12 protein-coding genes and 1 pseudogene are annotated in these 15,718 nt (G+C 73.9%); 6 read left to right on the top strand and 7 right to left on the bottom strand.

Translation table 11 applies throughout. The features are described 5' to 3' along the window. Nucleotides 1-71 precede the first annotated feature (71 nt). From ACFVFR_RS26525 to ACFVFR_RS26515, 3 genes and pseudogenes are all read left to right on the top strand, one after another. Nucleotides 72-1,172, top strand: coding sequence for a sensor histidine kinase (locus ACFVFR_RS26525; RefSeq protein WP_383706076.1), 1,101 nt, complete (start codon nt 72-74; stop codon nt 1,170-1,172). Beyond that, nucleotides 1,169-1,522: pseudogene (locus tag ACFVFR_RS26520) on the top strand (response regulator transcription factor); the annotation flags it as partial. The gene ACFVFR_RS26525 and the pseudogene ACFVFR_RS26520, both read left to right, overlap by 4 nt. 24 nt (nt 1,523-1,546) lie before the next feature. Further along, nucleotides 1,547-1,918, top strand: coding sequence for a response regulator transcription factor (locus tag ACFVFR_RS26515; RefSeq protein WP_383706154.1), 372 nt, complete (start codon nt 1,547-1,549; stop codon nt 1,916-1,918). A 40-nt stretch (nt 1,919-1,958) separates the two neighbouring features. On the opposite strand, the gene ACFVFR_RS26510 is transcribed toward ACFVFR_RS26515, so the two are convergent. The 4 genes from ACFVFR_RS26510 to ACFVFR_RS26495 all read right to left on the bottom strand — a co-directional run bounded on the left by ACFVFR_RS26510 (nt 1,959) and on the right by ACFVFR_RS26495 (nt 8,127). Then, nucleotides 1,959-3,863 (bottom strand): LCP family protein, encoded by a 1,905-nt coding sequence (locus tag ACFVFR_RS26510; RefSeq protein WP_383706074.1) that lies wholly within the window; start codon nt 3,861-3,863, stop codon nt 1,959-1,961. A 58-nt stretch (nt 3,864-3,921) separates the two neighbouring features. Further along, nucleotides 3,922-5,664, bottom strand: coding sequence for an LCP family protein (locus ACFVFR_RS26505; protein WP_383706072.1), 1,743 nt, complete (start codon nt 5,662-5,664; stop codon nt 3,922-3,924). Between the two features lie 219 nt (nt 5,665-5,883). Further along, complete coding sequence (locus ACFVFR_RS26500; protein ID WP_383706070.1) at nt 5,884-7,098, bottom strand: LCP family protein; 1,215 nt, start codon at nt 7,096-7,098, stop codon at nt 5,884-5,886. 258 nt (nt 7,099-7,356) lie between these two features. Next, nucleotides 7,357-8,127, bottom strand: coding sequence for a TIGR03089 family protein (locus tag ACFVFR_RS26495; protein ID WP_383706068.1), 771 nt, complete (start codon nt 8,125-8,127; stop codon nt 7,357-7,359). A 136-nt stretch (nt 8,128-8,263) separates the two neighbouring features. Between ACFVFR_RS26495 and ACFVFR_RS26490 the strand changes: the two genes are divergently transcribed. Both ACFVFR_RS26490 and ACFVFR_RS26485 read left to right on the top strand, forming a co-directional pair. Beyond that, a complete protein-coding gene (locus ACFVFR_RS26490; RefSeq protein WP_383706066.1) occupies nt 8,264-9,886 on the top strand; it encodes an N-acetylmuramoyl-L-alanine amidase in 1,623 nt (540 codons plus the stop codon). 133 nt (nt 9,887-10,019) lie between these two features. Beyond that, on the top strand, nt 10,020-11,102 hold the full coding sequence (locus tag ACFVFR_RS26485; protein ID WP_383706064.1) for a sugar phosphate nucleotidyltransferase: 1,083 nt from the start codon (nt 10,020-10,022) through the stop codon (nt 11,100-11,102). Between the two features lie 24 nt (nt 11,103-11,126). Here the strand turns inward: ACFVFR_RS26485 and ACFVFR_RS26480 are convergent, their stop codons facing one another. Next, nucleotides 11,127-11,702: a TetR/AcrR family transcriptional regulator gene (locus ACFVFR_RS26480; protein ID WP_383706062.1), complete on the bottom strand. Its 576-nt coding sequence runs from the start codon at nt 11,700-11,702 to the stop codon at nt 11,127-11,129. Nucleotides 11,703-11,772: 70 nt separating this feature from the next. Between ACFVFR_RS26480 and ACFVFR_RS26475 the strand changes: the two genes are divergently transcribed. Next, nucleotides 11,773-12,360, top strand: coding sequence for a dihydrofolate reductase family protein (locus tag ACFVFR_RS26475; protein WP_383706060.1), 588 nt, complete (start codon nt 11,773-11,775; stop codon nt 12,358-12,360). 122 nt (nt 12,361-12,482) lie between these two features. On the opposite strand, the gene ACFVFR_RS26470 is transcribed toward ACFVFR_RS26475, so the two are convergent. Next, nucleotides 12,483-13,361 (bottom strand): polysaccharide lyase family protein, encoded by an 879-nt coding sequence (locus tag ACFVFR_RS26470; RefSeq protein ID WP_383706058.1) that lies wholly within the window; start codon nt 13,359-13,361, stop codon nt 12,483-12,485. 2 nt (nt 13,362-13,363) lie between these two features. Next, nucleotides 13,364-14,929 (bottom strand): alkaline phosphatase D family protein, encoded by a 1,566-nt coding sequence (locus ACFVFR_RS26465; RefSeq protein ID WP_383706056.1) that lies wholly within the window; start codon nt 14,927-14,929, stop codon nt 13,364-13,366. Between the last annotated feature and the right edge of the window lie 789 nt (nt 14,930-15,718).

Genomic DNA, 15,718 nt, shown 5'->3' with positions numbered 1-15,718 from the left:
GCCCCGGCACCCGGCCCGCCTCCGCCGATCGGCAGAGGCCGGCCGCACCGGGCGCCCGTACGCTCTCCGTCATGTGGAAATCCATCGGCCTGGCCGTCGCGGCGCTGCCGCCACTCGCCGCCGTGTCCACCCTGACCTGGGCGTTCGCCCGCCCCCTGGCCGTGGTGCGGCGGAACCGGGCCCGACTGGCCTGGCCCACCACGGCCTGCGCGGCCCTCTCGCTGGCCACCAGCTTCGCCGTGCCGGCCGGCGACATCCAGGCCCACGTGAAGCTGGCGGAGGCCGGCGTGCTGCTGCTCCTGCTGACGGCGCTCACCCGCTGGTCGCCCCGGCGCGAACTCGCCCTGGCCCTCCCACCGACCGCCCTCGCGGTGGCGCTGTGGCCCGTGCCGCTGGTCGCGGGCGCCTCCCTCCTGGAGGGCGTCGGCGCCGCCGCCTTCTGGCTGTTGCCGGTGGCCGGCGCGGTGGCCGGCGGCGGCTACCCCCGACGTCAGGAGGCGCGGCGTCGGCGCGCGGTGGCCGAGGCCCGCCGGGCCCAGCGCCTGTGTCTCTCGCGCGACCTGCACGACTTCGTCGCCCACGACATCAGCGGCATCGTCGTCCAGGCCCAGGCGGCCCGGTTCGTCGCGGCCACCGACCCCGCCCACGCGGTGCTCGCCCTGGAGCGCATCGAGAAGGCGGGGCTGAGCGCTCTGGCCGCGATGGACCGCACGGTACGGATGCTGCACGGCGCCGAGGCCGCCACCGAGCCGCTGCCCGGGGTGTCCCACCTGCCCACCCTGGTCGCCGACTTCAGCGCGGCGGGGGCCACCGAGGCGCGCCTGGACCTGCCCGAGCGGGTCGTCGACGAGCTCTCCCGCGAGGCCGGCGCCGCCGCGTACCGCATCGTCGTCGAGGCGCTGACCAACATCCGGCGGCACGCGCCCGACGCCCCGCGCGCCACCGTCGCGCTGCTGACCACGCCCGCCGGCGTGCGGGTCCAGGTCACCAACGAGCGCGGCACCCGCGCCGCCCCGTCCCACCGCCGCGCCACCCGGGGCGGCCTCGGCCTCCCCGCCCTGACCGAACACGCCCAGGCCCTCGGTGGAACGCTCGCCGCGGGCCCGCACGGCGACGGCGGCTGGCGGCTCACCGCCGTCCTGCCGGCCGCGCCCACCCAGGAGAACCCGTGACCCAGCCCCCCGCCCCGACCCGCGTCCTGCTCGCCGACGACCAGGACGACGTCCGTAGCGGCTTCCGCCTGATCCTGGACTCCCAGCCCGACATGAGCGTGGTCGGCGAGGCGGCGGACGGACTCACCGCCGTCGAACTTGCCCGCGCCCTCCGGCCCGACCTGGTCCTCGCGGACATCCGCATGCCGGGCCTGGACGGTCTGGAGGTCACCCGCCGCCTCGCCGGCCCCGGCGTACCCGACCCGCTGCGCGTCCTGGTCGTGACCACCTTCGACCACGACGACTACGTCCGTACGGCGCTGCGCGACGGCGCCTGTGGGTTCCTGCTCAAGCGCTCGGGCCCCGGGCTGCTGATCGAGGGGGTACGGGCCGCGATGGCCGGCGACCTCCTCATCAGCCCGCAGATCACGGTCCGGCTGCTCCGTACGCTGACCCCGGCGCCCGCCCCGGCCGTCACCGCCGGGACCTCGCCGCTGACCGGCCGGGAACGGGAGATCGTCCGGTTGGTCGCGGAGGGACTGACCAACGCCGAGATCGGCGCGCGGCTCTTCATCACGGCGGGCACCGCCAAGACCCACATCGCCAACGCGCAGGCCAAGCTGGGGGCCCGCAACCGGGTCGGCATCGCCGCCTGGGCCTGGGAACACGGTCTGGCCGGCGGCGCCCGACAGGACCAGGTCCAGCCGGACCCCGCCACCGGTCCACGCGCCGGCTCCACCGCCCCGCCCGGACCCGACCCCGCCTGACGCTCGCACGGGTCGGGGCCGAGTCCGGGGGCCGCGTCGGTCAGAACGCGTAGACCGGGTTGACCTTCATACACGCGCTCTTGTCGTCACCGTTGAGCGGGTTCGCGCTGTCCGGCGCCTTGGTCTCCTCGTCGCGCCGCTCGCCGTCGGTGCCCTGGCCGGCGCCCGAGTCCGTACCGCCGCCACCGGCCGGCTTCGGGTACGTCGTCCCCTCCCGCCAGTCCGCGCCGACGACCACCGTCACCTGCGGCAGGCCGGCGGAGAGCTGGACGGCGCTCTTGGGCAGGCCGAGCGAGGAGGCCACGGCCAGCGCGTTCGCCCGCTGTTCGGCGGTCGCGTACGTCACCGTCGTGGTGGCCTGCGGCTTGGGCGTCACGTCCGCGATGGCCTGCTGGAAGCCGTTCGCGATCAGGGCGTCCGCGATGACCGAGGCGCGCTGCGGCACGGGGGCCAGCGAGGGGCTGCCGGTGCCGTTCTGGACGGCGACGGCGATCTCACCCTTGGGGGCGGCGGGCTCGGTGGGCTCGGTGGTCTTCTTCGGCAGCTTCTTCTTGTCCTTGCCGTCCAGCGCGATGTCGTTGCGGATCAGCTCGAAGATCTTGTCCGCGTCGCCCGGCTTGGGGACGACGTGCGCCTGGCTGCGCGGGTCCGGAACCCACGGCATCGTCGTCATGGTGATGCGCTTGGTCGGCACCCGCTTGAGGTCGTTGCCCAGGTCGTACAGCTTCTTGACGGTCCCAAGGCCCGGGTCCACCTTGAGCGCCTTGGTCGCGGACTCGGCCAGGTCCATCAGCTTGCCCGGGTCGGTCAGCTTGGTGCCGGACTGGAGTTCGCGGACCATCGCGTTCATGTACATGTGCTGGGCCTTGGCCCGGCCGATGTCGCTGCCGTCCTCGAAGCCGTGCCGGGTGCGCAGCCACTGGAGGGCCTGCTTGCCCTTGATGTCGTGTTCGCCCTTCTCCAGGCGCAGGCCGGAGTCGGGGTCCCTGACGTTGTTGTCCACGCAGACCGGCACGCCGCCCACCGCGTCGGCCATGTCCACCACGCCCGCGAAGTCGATCATCATGAAGTGGTCGATCGGCACTCCGGCCAGCGCCTCCCAGGTGGCGACGGTGCAGCCGGGGCCGCCGTTCTGGAGGCTGGAGTTGATGATGTTGCGGTCCGACTCCGGGTAGACCGTGCCGTCGTCGTCGATGCACTTGGGGATGGTCACCCGGGTGTCGCGGGGCACGCTGACCACCGACATGTTGCTGCGGTCGGCGGAGACGTGGACCAGCATCTGCACGTCGGCCAGCGGCTTGCGGTCGGCGTCCGCGCGCGAGCCGCCGAGCTTCAGGTTGGCCTCGGTGTTCCGGCTGTCGGAGCCCAGCAGCAGGATGTTCAGCGGGGTCTGGCCGTCGGCGTTGGGCGCGCTGCGGTCCAGCCGGTTCTCGCCGAGGTTGAGGGTGTCCTTCCTTATGTTGCCGTTCAGGTGCTGGTAGTAGAGGTAGCCGGCGCCGGCCGTGCCGAGGATGACCAGCGCCAGTCCGCCCGCGGTCCACAGCAGTATCCGCCGGCCCTTGCCCCGCTCCCGCACCCGCCGCCGGCTGCCCGCGCGGCGGGAGCCACCGGATCGCGGCGCCGGTACGCCGCCGCCCTCGAAGCCGCCGCCCTCACGCTCGGTGTCGTCGCCGCCACCGGCCACGGCCGGGGTGGCGGTGGCCGCCGGGCCGGCGCCCCGCGCGCGTCGCCCGCCGCGTCGCGTGCCGGAACCTCCCTGGCCACGAGCGCCGCCGCCACGGGCCGAGCGCGCGCCGGGCACCACCGGCGTCTCGGCGCGGCCGGCTCCGGCCTCGGGGTCGGCCGGCGCGGCGCCGCCCTCGTACAGGCTGTCGTCCCAGCCGAGTTCGCCGGCCTCTGGGACGCGTCGTCTCGATCGCCCCCCTCGCGTACCGCCGTGCCGCATGGGGCCTCCCCGTTACTCGGTCGTGGTGCCGGCCTGATGGGGCGGGCGCAATCGCAGATTACTTCGCGCAGACGTTCTTATCGTCCGCCCCGATGCGCTGGACACCTTCCGGTGCCTTGCGCGGGGCGGTGATCGGAACGCCCTTGCCCTTGTAGTCCGCGCCCAGGGTCAACGTCATCTCCGCCATCGGGTCGGCCTCCACGGTGCCCGGCTTGAGCGCGGACCCCGGCAGACCCATGCTGGCGGCGAGCCGTCGGGCCTGGTCGGCCTGGTTGGGCGCGTACTCCAAGGTGGTCTTCTTGATGTCGGACGGTGCGTTCTGGCCGTTGGTGCTGTGAATTATCCCCTCGTCGTTCTGCATCCACGTCACCGTCTCCTGCGCTGCCCCCAGCTTGCCGCTGCCGTTCAGCACCTTCACCCGAACGTTCGCGGGATCGGCCTTGGTTCCCTTCAGCCGCGCGGCTTCCTCGCCCTTGGCCGCCTTTTCCTTCTTCTTGACCTCGGTGAGTGACACGTCCTCCTGGATCATCGAGAACAGCGGCTCCGCCTTGGGCTTGTCCAGCAGCACGGTCACCCGGTCGGTGTTGTCGAAGACCGGAACGGTCACGAAGGTGATGTTCTTGATGTTGACCTTGCTCAGGTCCTTGCCGAGATCCATCAGCTTCTTCACGTTGCCGATGCCGGTGTCGACCGTGAGGGCGTCGGTGGCGGCGTTGCTCAGCTTCCACATCTTCTTCGGGTTGGAGAAGGTGCCGCCCGACTTCATCTCGCGGATCATCGAACTCAGGAACTGCTGCTGGAGCTTGATGCGGTCCAGGTCGCTCTCGAAGCCCACGCCGTGGCGGGTGCGGACGAAGGCGAGCGCCTCCTCGCCCTGGATCGTGTGGCGTCCCGCGTCGAGCTTCAGCTTCGACTTCGGGTCGTCGATGTCGCGGGCCAGACACACCTCGACGCCGCCGACGGCCGAGGACAGCGTCTTGACCGCGTTGAAGTCGGCCATCATGAAGTGGTCCACCTCAAGGCCGGTCAGCTTCTCGACGGTGTTCCAGGTGCAGCCGGGGTCGCGCCCGTCCTGGCCGAGGCTGGTGTTGAACCGCACCTGGCTCTTGCCGGGAATGGCCTTGCGGGTGCCGTCGTCCTGCTTGACCGTGCAGTCGGGAACGTCGGTGATCAGGTCGCGCGGGATGCTCAGCGCGGTGGCGTTCGAGCGGTCCTCGGAGACGTGGAAGAGGATCGTGGTGTCCGCGTGGCCCACGCTGTCCTTGTCGCCGTAGCTCCCGTTGCCCTTGCCGGCACGCGTGTCGGTGCCGATCACCAATATGTTGACGGGCCCGTCGATGACGGCGGGGTTGTTCTCGCCGACGTCGACCTTCTTGATGTTGCCGTTGAGGTGCTGGTAGATGAGGTACGCCGCGACCGAGCCGCCCACCAGCAGGAACGCCATCGTCCCGCCGCCCCAGATGAGGACCTTCTTGGTCTTGGACTTCTTCGGTTTGGGTTTGCGGCGGCTGACGGGCCCGGACTGCTGCGGCACGGTGGCGCCGCCCGGCTTCTCCTTGGCCTCCTGGGCCCCCCGCGTCTCCCGGCCGCGCTGCGCGGCCCGGCGCCCGCGCTGCTCGGGGACGGCACGGCGGCGGGCGGCCTCCCGGGCCGCGGCTCTGCCGCCGGGTGCGGGCGCGGGAGGCTCCTGGCTGTCCTCGGCGGGGTGCAGTCGCAGCTCGTAGCTGCCGGTGTCCGGATTGAACACCCACTGATCAGCGGGATCGAATTCGCCCGCCTGCCCACGGCCTTGCGCGTCCACGGTCGCCTGTGTCCTCCATCGGTGCCACGCGGCGCCTCCCCCTCGGCGCGCGGTCATTCGTCTGGTGCAGGGCGCGGAAAAGCCTGGTCCAGCGCTCCGGAGCGCTCACACTATCCGCCCACTTCATGCGGCAGCGACGCCGGTGCCCGTTCGCCCGTCCCTACAACTGGGCAATTTGCCCCATCCCTTCGGCGCCGTGACAGGACCGGGCGGGGTTTTTCACCGTCTCTTCTCACACAGCCCACGTGCGGTCGGCGCGACTCCGGGGAGGGTGACGGAGCGAGCCTCCCGGGCCGCCTTCCTGGTCGCCTTATCGCCCTTTGTGCCGTTTTTTCCGCCAGTGTTGTCGGCGACCTCGTCGGCCGCTTCGGCTGTGCTTTGCCCGGACGTCACCGGGCGGTCCTCTCGTAGTCGGGCGAAGAGGAGGTCGGCGGCGGGCTGTACGAGCTCGTCGCGCGCCGCGTTGTGTCGGTAGGCGCGGCGCGGAACGGTGAGGAAATCGACCTTGTCCGAGGGAATGTCCCGTACGCCACGCACCAGGTTGTACAGATCTCGCAACGAGTTCAGCCCCGGGTCCGTGGTCAGCGCCGAGGTGGCCGCGTCGAGCACCGGGTAGAGCTTGGTCGGGTTGAGCAGGACCCCGTTGCCCCGCACCTTGCGCACCAGGGAGCTCAGGAACGCCTGCTGTCGCGCGATGCGCTGGGTGTCGCTGCCGTTGCCCAGGGCGTACCGGGCGCGGACGAAGCCCAGCGCCCGTTCGCCGTCCAGCGTCTGGCGCCCGGCGGGCAGGTCCACCCGCGCCTTCGCGTCCCGCATCGGGGCGGTCAGGCACACCTCGACCCCGCCCACCGCGTTCACCAGCCGCTTGAAGCCGTCGAAGTCCACGATCATGTGGTGGTCGATCCGCACGCCGGTGAGCCGCTCGACGGTACGGATCGCGCAGGCGGCCCCCGCCTTCTCGAAGGCGTAGTTGAACTGGCCGAACACCGCCTTCTGCCGCTTGCCGCCGGGCCGCTCGCAGTGCGGGATGGGGACCATCAGGTCGCGCGGGATGCTGACCGCCGTGGCGCGGTCCCGCTTGCGCGACAGGTGCAGCACGATCGCGGTGTCCGAGCGCTGGGTGCCCAGGTCGCGGCCGTAGCGGCCGTTGCGTCCGCGCCGGTCGTCGCTGCCGATGAGCAGGATGTTCTGGGCGCCCTTGACCAGCACCGTCGGCCGCTCCGCCTCGTACTTGCGCAGCAGTTCGGCCGTGTCGTCGTCGGTGGTGATGTTGCCGTTCAGCCGCTCGTAGAGCACCCAGCCCGCACCGGCCACGAGCAGCACCAGACAGGCGGCGATCACCGCCGTCCAGCGCAACCAGCGCCGCCGGCGCGGTGCGGGCGGCGGCGGGTCCGCGTCCGGGTCTGCGCCCGGACCAGTGAGGCTGTCCGTCACGTCGGGGTCCTTCCCCCGCGGGCCTTGACCCCGCGGAGCCCACGGCGCGCGGTCCGCCGCGCACGGGGCGCACGCGGCGGACCCGCGCGTCGTGGTGCGTCACGACGATCATCGCCCGCCCGGCCCGCCCCGGCCCGCTGTCCGGCCCCCGGGTGCGCCGTCCGGGGTACCGCGCGGGCGGCGGGCCAGGTCAGCGGCGGTGCGCGGCCGGCGCCGGGCCGGCGGATGGCTGGCGCCGGGACCGGCCTCCGCGACGGGTCAGCCCGTCTCCTCGGTGACCAGGGCCGTCACGCGCTCGGCCGCCCGGCGCTGGTCCACCTCGGCGGGGGAAAGCCGGTCCAGGTTGCGGCACAGGACGACGGAGCCGCCGGCGGCCAGCGGTGCCAGCAGCCCGGCTGACAGGCCCTCCCAGGTGTCGTAGGAGAGCCCGGACAGCAGCCGCGCGCCGGGCGCGAGCTCGCGCCGCGCGGCGTCGGCCCGCGCCCGCTCGACGACCTCGGTCCCGGAGAGCCCCGGGCCGCCCGCGCCGACCACCAGCGCGGGCGCGGTCGGGTCCACGGGCGCGAAGGGGGCGAACCGGTCGCCCTGCGCCGGTACTTCCACCGCGTAGTCGATGAACCCCGGCGGCGGCTGCGGGAAGCGCACGCCCAGCGGGCGCAGGCTCAGCGCGACGCGCTCCCCGGAGCAGGCGCGTGCCGCGTCCAGCGTCTCCGGGCCGCTGACCACCAGGTCGGCGGCGGCCGGGTCGCCGCCGAGTTCGGCGACGACGCCGGTGGAGGAGCAGGCCAGCAGCCACACCGCGCTCTGCCAGTGCGCGGGCAGCAGCAGCGCGAGGCGGTCGCCGGGTTCGGCGCCGAGGTCGCCCTGGAGCAGGTTGGCGGTCTTCGCCACCCAATTGGCGAAGGTGGCCACGGAGAGTTCGACGCGCTCGCCCGTGGCGTCGTCGTAGAAGGTCACAAGGGGACGCGCCGGGTCCGCGGCGAGCGCGGATCGCAGCAGGTCGGCGGGGGTGCGATCGGTGGCGTTCATCGGCGCAAGGGTACGCGTCGGGCGCCCTGGCGGGCAGTCAACCCGGGGCGGCCCCGGGGACGGTGGCGAGCGTCTTCGTCAACCGTCCGGCATGGCCCGAATAGACAGATATGTCCGCGATGTTCAGCATTTCGGTATGCGTGCATACCTAGCTTCCGCGGTCGGCGTCGCGTGCACGGCCGCCCTGGCACTCCCGCTCACCGGCGGCCCGGGGGCCATAGCGGCCCCCCGAGTCGTCCCCCACGCCGCGCCCCCGCGCGCGGCCCTGCCCGGCAGTACCCAGTCGCTCCCGCTGTCCCCGCTGGCCCGGCCCGCGGCGAGCCAGGGCCGCGCGAACGCGGAGCCCGAGTACGGCGTCCAGGCGCGCGACGTGCGGCCCTTCTCCCTGGTCGGCGTCGTCTGGGACGACGCGCGGGCCGAGTTGTCCGGCCGCGTCCAGGTACGTACCCGGGCCACCGGCACCGGCCGTTGGTCGGGCTGGCAGGACGTCGAGACGCACGGCGGCGACGCCCCCGACCTCGGCGGGGCCGACCGGAGCGCGGGAACGGTGCGCGGCGCCACCGCCCCGCTGTGGGTCGGCGACTCGGACGGGGTGCGGGTCCGCGTCCAGCCCCAGGCCCCCGCGAGCCACCCCGGCGACGACGCGTCGGCCACCACCGGGGACCCGGCGGACCCGGCCGGGGACACGACACGCTCCGCGCGCCGCCCCGCCGCCGACCACCGGCACGCCCACCCCGGGGCCGAGGGCGCCGCGCCGGCCGGGCGCCTGCCCGCCGGGCTGCGCCTGGAACTGGTGGACCCGGGCGACCCGCCGACGACGGACACCGCCAAGTCGGCGGGCCCGACCGAGCCCGCCACCGGGGTCGGCCGCGCGGACCATCCCGACCGCTCGGACCAGACCGACCAGCCGGATCAGACCGACCAGACAGATCAGGCGGACCAGGCCGACCGCGAGGCCGGGGAGCCGCCGGCCGAGCGCGCGCCCGGGGACGCCGAGGGGTCCGGGGCCGAGGCGGCCGTGGACGGCCAGACCTGGGTCGAGACGGGCACCGATCACCTGGTGCTCGACCAGACCCGCGCCGTCGCCGCCGACCTCGTCCTGCCCCAGGAGAGCGCGGCGGAGGTGGACGCGCGGCGCACCTGGAAGCGCCGCTACCTCGCGCCCCGGCCGCGCATCGTCCTACGCAAGGGCTGGAGCGCCGACGAGCGGCTGCGCGAGCGCCGACTCGGCTACACCAAGACCGTCAAGGCGGCCTTCGTGCACCACAGCGCCACCGGCAACAACTACCGCTGCGCGCAGGCGCCCGCGGTGATCCGTGGCATCTACCGCTACCACGTGAAGAGCAGCGGCTGGCGGGACCTGGGCTACAACTTCCTCGTCGACAAGTGCGGCAACATCTACGAGGGCCGCGCCGGCGGTCCCGGCAAGCCCGTGCTCGGCGCCCACACCCTCGGCTTCAACTCGAACAGCACCGGCATCGCGGTCCTCGGCACCTACTCCCGCTCCACGCCCCCGCGCGCGGCGGTGCGCGCCGTGGCCCGGCTCACCGCGTGGAAGCTGGGCCTACACGGCCGCGACCCGAGCGCCAGCACGTACCTGGTCTCCGGCGGCAGCAACAAGTACCGCAAGGGCGTCACGGTGCGGCTCAACGTGATCTCCGGACACCGGGACGGCTTCACCACCGACTGCCCCGGCACCCAGCTCTACCGCAGGCTCGGCGCGGCCCGCAGCGTCGCCGCCCAGCTCCAGGGGCGGTGACCGCTGGACCACGCTGACCGGGGCGAACCGGACCCCCACCGGCTGCATACACTGGCCGACCACCCTCCGGGCCACGCGCCCGGGGGGTGCGCCAGCCCGTGAGCCACGCCCCGCAGGAAGCAGAGACGCCAAGGTGACAGAAGCGATCCTCCTGGTCGGTGGCAAGGGCACCCGGCTGCGCCCGCTGACGGTCCACACGCCCAAGCCCATGGTCCCGGCGGCGGGCGTGCCCTTCCTCACCCACCAGCTCGCCCGCGCCCGCGCGGCGGGGGTCGAACACGTCGTGCTCGCCACCTCCTACCTGGCCGAGGTCTTCGAGCCCTACTTCGGCGACGGCTCCGCGCTGGGGCTGCACCTGGAGTACGTCACCGAGCGCGAGCCGCTGGGCACCGGCGGGGCCATCCGCAACGTCGCCTCCCACCTGCGCTCGGGCCCGGACGACCCGGTGCTGATCTTCAACGGCGACATCCTCACCGGGCTCGACATCAACGCCCTGGTCGCCACCCACCGGCACACCGGCGCCGACGTCTCGCTGCACCTGACCCGGGTGGCCGACCCGCGCGCGTACGGCCTGGTGCCCACCGACGCGACCGGGCGGGTCACGGCTTTCCTGGAGAAGCCGCAGACCGCCGAGGAGATCGTCACCGACCAGATCAACGCGGGCGCCTACGTCTTCAACCGCTCGGTGATCGACGCGATACCGGCCGGGCGGCCGGTCTCCGTGGAGCGCGAGACCTTCCCCGGGCTGCTCGCCGCCGGCGCGCACCTGCAGGGCCTGGTGGACTCCACGTACTGGCTGGACCTGGGCACCCCGCGGGCGTTCGTCCGTGGCTCGGCCGACCTCGTGCTCGGCCGCGCCCCCTCGCCGGCCCTGCCCGGCCGGCGCGGGGAGCGGCTGGTGCTGCCGGGGGCGCGGGTGGCCGCCGACGCGAAGCTCACCGGCGGGACCGTGGTCGGTTCGGGGGCCGAGATCGGCCCCGGCGCGCGGATCGAGGGCAGCACCGTGCTGGCCGGCGCGGTCGTCGGCGAGGACGTGCGAGTGCGGGACTCGCTGATCGGTGCGGGCGCCCGGATCGGTGACCGGACGGTCCTGGACGAGGCGGTCGTCGGCGACGGCGCGAGCGTGGGCGCCGACAACGAACTGCGCGCGGGCGTGCGCGTGTGGTGCGACGCGGCCATCCCGGCGGGCGCGGTGCGCTTCTCCTCCGACCAGTAGCGCCCGCGCTCCCCGTCGGCCGCCCTACTCCGTCACGACGCGCTCGACGGCGGCGGTGACGAGCCGCTCCCGCTCGGCGGGGGAGAGCACGTCCGGCAGGGTGAGCTGCTCGACGATGAGCCAGTTGAGCGCCAGGTAGAGCAGGCGCACCGCGGTCGCGTCGCCCGGCAGCCCGGACTCCTCGTGGTAGGCCACGTTGGCCGCCAGGTCCGCCCGCACCCGTTCGGTGAGCACCGCGCGCAGCGCCGGCCGGCGGGTGGCCTCCAGGCGTAGTTCGAGGAGTGCCAGGTAGCCGGGCCGGAAGTCGCTGACGCGCTCGACCAGTTCGCGCATCAGCTCCGCGTACGCCGTCCGGCCGCGCCCGCTCGCGCGCTGTCGGGCGATCGTCGCCTCGTCGGGCTGGAGCCGCTCGTAGACCCGGGCGCCGGCCTGGGTGAGCAGGTCGTCGCGGTGGGCGAAGTAGTTGGAGGCCGTGCCGGCGGGGACCGCCGCCCGGGTGTCCACCGCCCGGAAGGTCAGCCCCCGCGCGCCCTCGGCGGCCAGCACCTCGATCGCCGCGTCGACCAGGCTCGCCCGCCGCTCGTCGTTCCTGCGCACCATTGACACCACTCCATTTGTAGTACTACGTTCACGCCACCTCAAGCAGAGTACTACGCCTGGAGTTATCTGAATGCGAAAGCTCGTCTACTACGTCGCCGTCACCCTCGACGGCTACATCGCCGGCCCCGGCGGAGAGTACGACTTCTACCCACGGGGCGAGGCGGCGCAGGCCGCCGAGTACACCGCGTGGATGAACGCGCGCTACCCGGAGACCGTCCCCACCTTCCTACGCGCCGACCACGGCCTCACCGACGTCCCGAACGCGCGCTTCGACACCGTGCTGATGGGCCTCGGCACCTACCGCCCAGCCCTGGACGCCGGGTTCCCCAGCCCGTACGCGCACCTGCGGCAGTACGTCGTCTCCAGCACGCTCGCCGCCGCGCCCGCCCCCGGGGTGACCGTCGTCGCCGACGACCCGCTCGGCCTGGTCCGCGACCTCAAGCGGGCGGCGGGCGGCGACATCTGGCTGTGCGGCGGCGGCCGGCTCGCGGGCGCGCTGCTGCCCGAGATCGACGAACTGGTCCTCAAGAGCTACCCGGTGGTCGCCGGCGCGGGCGTGCCGGTGATCGCGGGGGAGTTCGGCCCCACCCCCTTCCGCGTCAGCGACCGTACGTCGTTCGCCAACGAGGTCACGGTCACGTGGTTCACCCGCCGCTGAACCCGCCCGGCCCCGGGCCCCGCCGCCCGCCCGCCACACGCGAACGCCCCGGCCGGCACACGCGAACGCCCCGGCCGGCACCGCGTACGGTGACGGGCCGGGGCGCCCGGGATGTCGGGGACTCACGTGGCGGCGAAGACCCCCAGCGCGTCGTACGCGATCCAGGACCCGCTGGTCTTGCGCAGTCGCAGCACGTTCTCGCCGGCCGTGAACAGCCCGGCGGCCAGCGGGAACTCGTAGTACGAGGGCTTCAGCACGCTGCCCGGACGGGTGGCGTCGCCCTCCAGGGAGCCACGGGTGGCGCCGCCCCGGAACTCCAGGGTGCGCACCGGGCGGTCGTTCAGGGTCAGTTCGGCGGTGCCCGCGCTGGAGGCGTGCGCGTCGATCAGCCACAGCGCGAAGCCCAGGTCCTCCCGTGGCGCCGCGTCCAGCGCGAAGCGGAGCGCGAAGGTGTGCTCCTTGCGGCCGGCCCAGGAGTCGTTGGGACCCGGGTGCAGATAGGGCCAGTCACGGCCCGGCGTGGAGGTCCCGTACCGGTAGTCGACGCCGGTGGGGAACGTGGCCCGGTAGCGCGCGCTCTGGTCCGGCGACAGCGCGAACTCCAGCCCCTTGTGGTCGAAGTCGCCCACCCGGGCGACCGCCCGGCCCGCCGCCACGGAGCGCTCGTTGACGCCCGACACGGCGCGCGCGGGCCGCGTCCGCGCGCCGGAGGCGACGACGGCGGTCACGGAGTAGTGCCGGGTGAGCGGCTCGGGGCCGACCCGGTGGGTGAGGTGCGGGTAGACGGTGCGCCCCAGCAGGGTCGCCGAACCGGGCAGGTTCCCACCCCGGCCGGCGCGCTCGGAGACGTACACCTCGTAGTGGTCCACGAGCTGGCCACGGTAGGGGCGCCAGGCCAACTCGACGGTGGCGAGCCCGCCGGTGGCGGTCAGCCCCGAGACGGTGCCGGGGGCGTGGCCCACGGCACCGAGGGTCGCGGTCGTCGTGGTCGGGTCGGTCATGATCAGCTCACCTTTCGCATGCCGGGACGGCCGTGCTCGACCCGGAACCGGTCGAGCGCGAAGCCGCCGGCCTGGTTGTCGGCGCGGACGTAGGGGACGGCGCGGTACTCGACGCTCACCGCGTCCCGCGCGGCCTCGCCCAGGACATAGCCGCGCCGGCCGTCGTAGAACGACATCCACGGATGCTGCAGCCAGTCCTTGGCGTAGTCGTCGCTCGCCGCCCCGTCCCCGTCGGAGGCGATCGAGGTGCCCAGGAACTCGCTGCTGACCACGGCGGACTCGGGGTTGGCGAAGTCGGCGAGCAGATCGCCCGCGATCGAGCGGTGGCAGTCACCGGTGAAGACGACGGAGGGTGCCACGCCCCGCTCGCCGAGCACGTCGAGCAGCCGCTGCCGCGCGGCCGGGAACCCGTCCCACTGGTCGACGCGGTTCTCCGTCACCTTGACCAGGCCGACCTGCTGGAGCAGCAGGTTCCAGCGGGTGTCGGCGGTGCGCAGACCACGGTAGAGCCACCGCTCCTGGGCGGCCCCCAGCATCGAACGCTCCGGCGCGTACTGCTCCTTCACACTGGCCGGCTTGTCGCCACGGTGCTGGCGGCCGTCGAGCACGTGCAGGGTGGCCAGGCTGCCGTAGCGCAGCCGGCGGTGGAGCTGGGCGTTGGGGCCGTGGGCCAGGGAGAGGGGCGGCAGCGGGCAGTTCTCGTAGTACGCGCGGTACGCCACCGCCCGGCGCAGCAGGAAGTCCTCCCTGCTCAGGCCGTAGTAGGAGGTCGCGTCGGAGTAGTCGTTCTGCACCTCGTGGTCGTCCGGGGTGAGAATCCAGGGCGCCGCCGCGTGCGCCGCCTGGAGGTCGGGATCGCTCTTGAACAGGGCGTACCGCACCCGGTAGTCGGCCAGTGTGCTGGTCTCCTGCTCGTGCCGGGACCCGGGCAGTGGGGCGGCGCGCCACATGTTGGCGGCGGTGATGCCGTACTCGTAGATGTAGTCGCCGAGGAAGAACACCACGTCGGGGTCCTGGGCGACCAGGTCGCGGTACGCGGAGAAGTGGCCGTGGTACCACGCCTGGCAGGAGGCGGTGGCGAAGGTGAACGCGCCGCCCGAGCGGGCGTGGGGCGCGGTGCGGAAGCGGCCGACGGGGCTGGTGTGGCCCTGGGCCTGGAACCGGTAGTAGTACTGACGCCCCGGCCGCAGCCCGCGCACCTGCGGGTGGACGGAGTGCCCCAGCTCCGGCAGGGCCAGCGCGGTGCCCGAGCGGGCGACGCGACGGAACCGCTCGTCCTCGGCGACCTGCCAGCGCACGGCGTAGCCCGCGCGGGGCATGCCGCCGTGCCCGTCGTCGGCCAGCGGGTCCGGCGCGAGCCGGGTCCACAGCACGATGCCGTCCGCGGCCGGCTCCCCGCTGGCCACCCCGAGGCGGAACGGCTCGTCGCGCAGCCGTGGGGCACCACCCGCCGCCTCCGCCTGCCCGGCCAGCCCGGCCCCGGCGAGCAGGGCGCCGACGCTGACACCGGCCACCTGGAGGAACGAGCGCCGATCCAGACCCACGGACGATGGTGGTGCAGAACTCATGTGTCCCTCCCAGGCGTTGTGAAGACCGGGCCGATCCTCAGCTCCGGGAGTGGCCAGCGAGCGGCGCCCAGGCGACGCCCCGCGAACGGGAACAGGACGTTCCCCCGTGCGGTGGCGCGTCCGCGCACCACCCCCCACGCGGGCGCGAGCCCACCCCACCCGGCCCGGCGGGCACGGGCCGCTACCAATGCCCCACTCCATCGGAAGGGCGCGCACACCTCGCCGGCAGGGCGCGGGTCACCTCGTCCGGCCTGGTGGGCGCGAGCCGCTTGCTGTGGCCAGGTGGGCATGGGCTGCCTCACTGCGCAGGGCGCGAGTGCCTCACGCGGCCCCGCGGGTGCGGGTCGCTTGCTGTGGTCAGGTGGGCACGGGCTGCCTCACCGCGCAGGGCGCGAGCCGCCTCGCGTGGTCCTGCGGGTGTGGGTCGCTTGCTGTGGTCAGGTGGGCACGGGCTGCCTCACCGCGCAGGGCGCGAGCCGCCTCGCGTGGTCCTGTGGGTGCGGGTCGCTTGTTGCGGCCAGGTGGGCATGGGCTGCCTCGCCGGCAGGGCGCGGGTCGCCTCGTCCGGCCTGGTGGGTGCGGGTCGCTTGCTGTGGCCAGGTGGGCATGGTCTGCCTCACCCTGTAGGGCGCGAGTGCCTTACGTGGTCCTGCGGGTGTGGGTCGCTTGCTGTGGTCAGGTGGGCATGGGCTGTCTCACCGCGCAGGGCGCGAGCCGCCTCGCGTGGTCCTGTGGGTGCGGGTCGCTTGTTGCGGCCAGGTGGGCATGGGCTGCCTCGCCGGCAGGGCG

The sequence above is a fragment of the Streptomyces sp. NPDC057702 genome, assembly GCF_042799315.1.
Lineage (GTDB): Bacteria > Actinomycetota > Actinomycetes > Streptomycetales > Streptomycetaceae > Streptomyces.
The sequence above is the reverse complement of the archived record's forward strand: the minus strand, read 5'-3'. Positions and strand labels throughout refer to the sequence as shown.

Bases quoted from the DNA above. Each gene is read 5' to 3' on its own strand.
- ACFVFR_RS26525 (WP_383706076.1), top strand. From the start codon at position 72: ATGTGGAAATCCATCGGCCTGGCCGTCGCGGCGCTGCCGCCACTCGCC.
- ACFVFR_RS26515 (WP_383706154.1), top strand. From the start codon at position 1,547: ATGGCCGGCGACCTCCTCATCAGCCCGCAGATCACGGTCCGGCTGCTC.
- ACFVFR_RS26510 (WP_383706074.1), bottom strand. From the start codon at position 3,863: ATGCGGCACGGCGGTACGCGAGGGGGGCGATCGAGACGACGCGTCCCA.
- ACFVFR_RS26495 (WP_383706068.1), bottom strand. From the start codon at position 8,127: ATGAACGCCACCGATCGCACCCCCGCCGACCTGCTGCGATCCGCGCTC.
- ACFVFR_RS26490 (WP_383706066.1), top strand. From the start codon at position 8,264: ATGCGTGCATACCTAGCTTCCGCGGTCGGCGTCGCGTGCACGGCCGCC.
- ACFVFR_RS26480 (WP_383706062.1), bottom strand. From the start codon at position 11,702: ATGGTGCGCAGGAACGACGAGCGGCGGGCGAGCCTGGTCGACGCGGCG.
- ACFVFR_RS26475 (WP_383706060.1), top strand. From the start codon at position 11,773: ATGCGAAAGCTCGTCTACTACGTCGCCGTCACCCTCGACGGCTACATC.
- ACFVFR_RS26470 (WP_383706058.1), bottom strand. From the start codon at position 13,361: ATGACCGACCCGACCACGACGACCGCGACCCTCGGTGCCGTGGGCCAC.
- ACFVFR_RS26465 (WP_383706056.1), bottom strand. From the start codon at position 14,929: ATGAGTTCTGCACCACCATCGTCCGTGGGTCTGGATCGGCGCTCGTTC.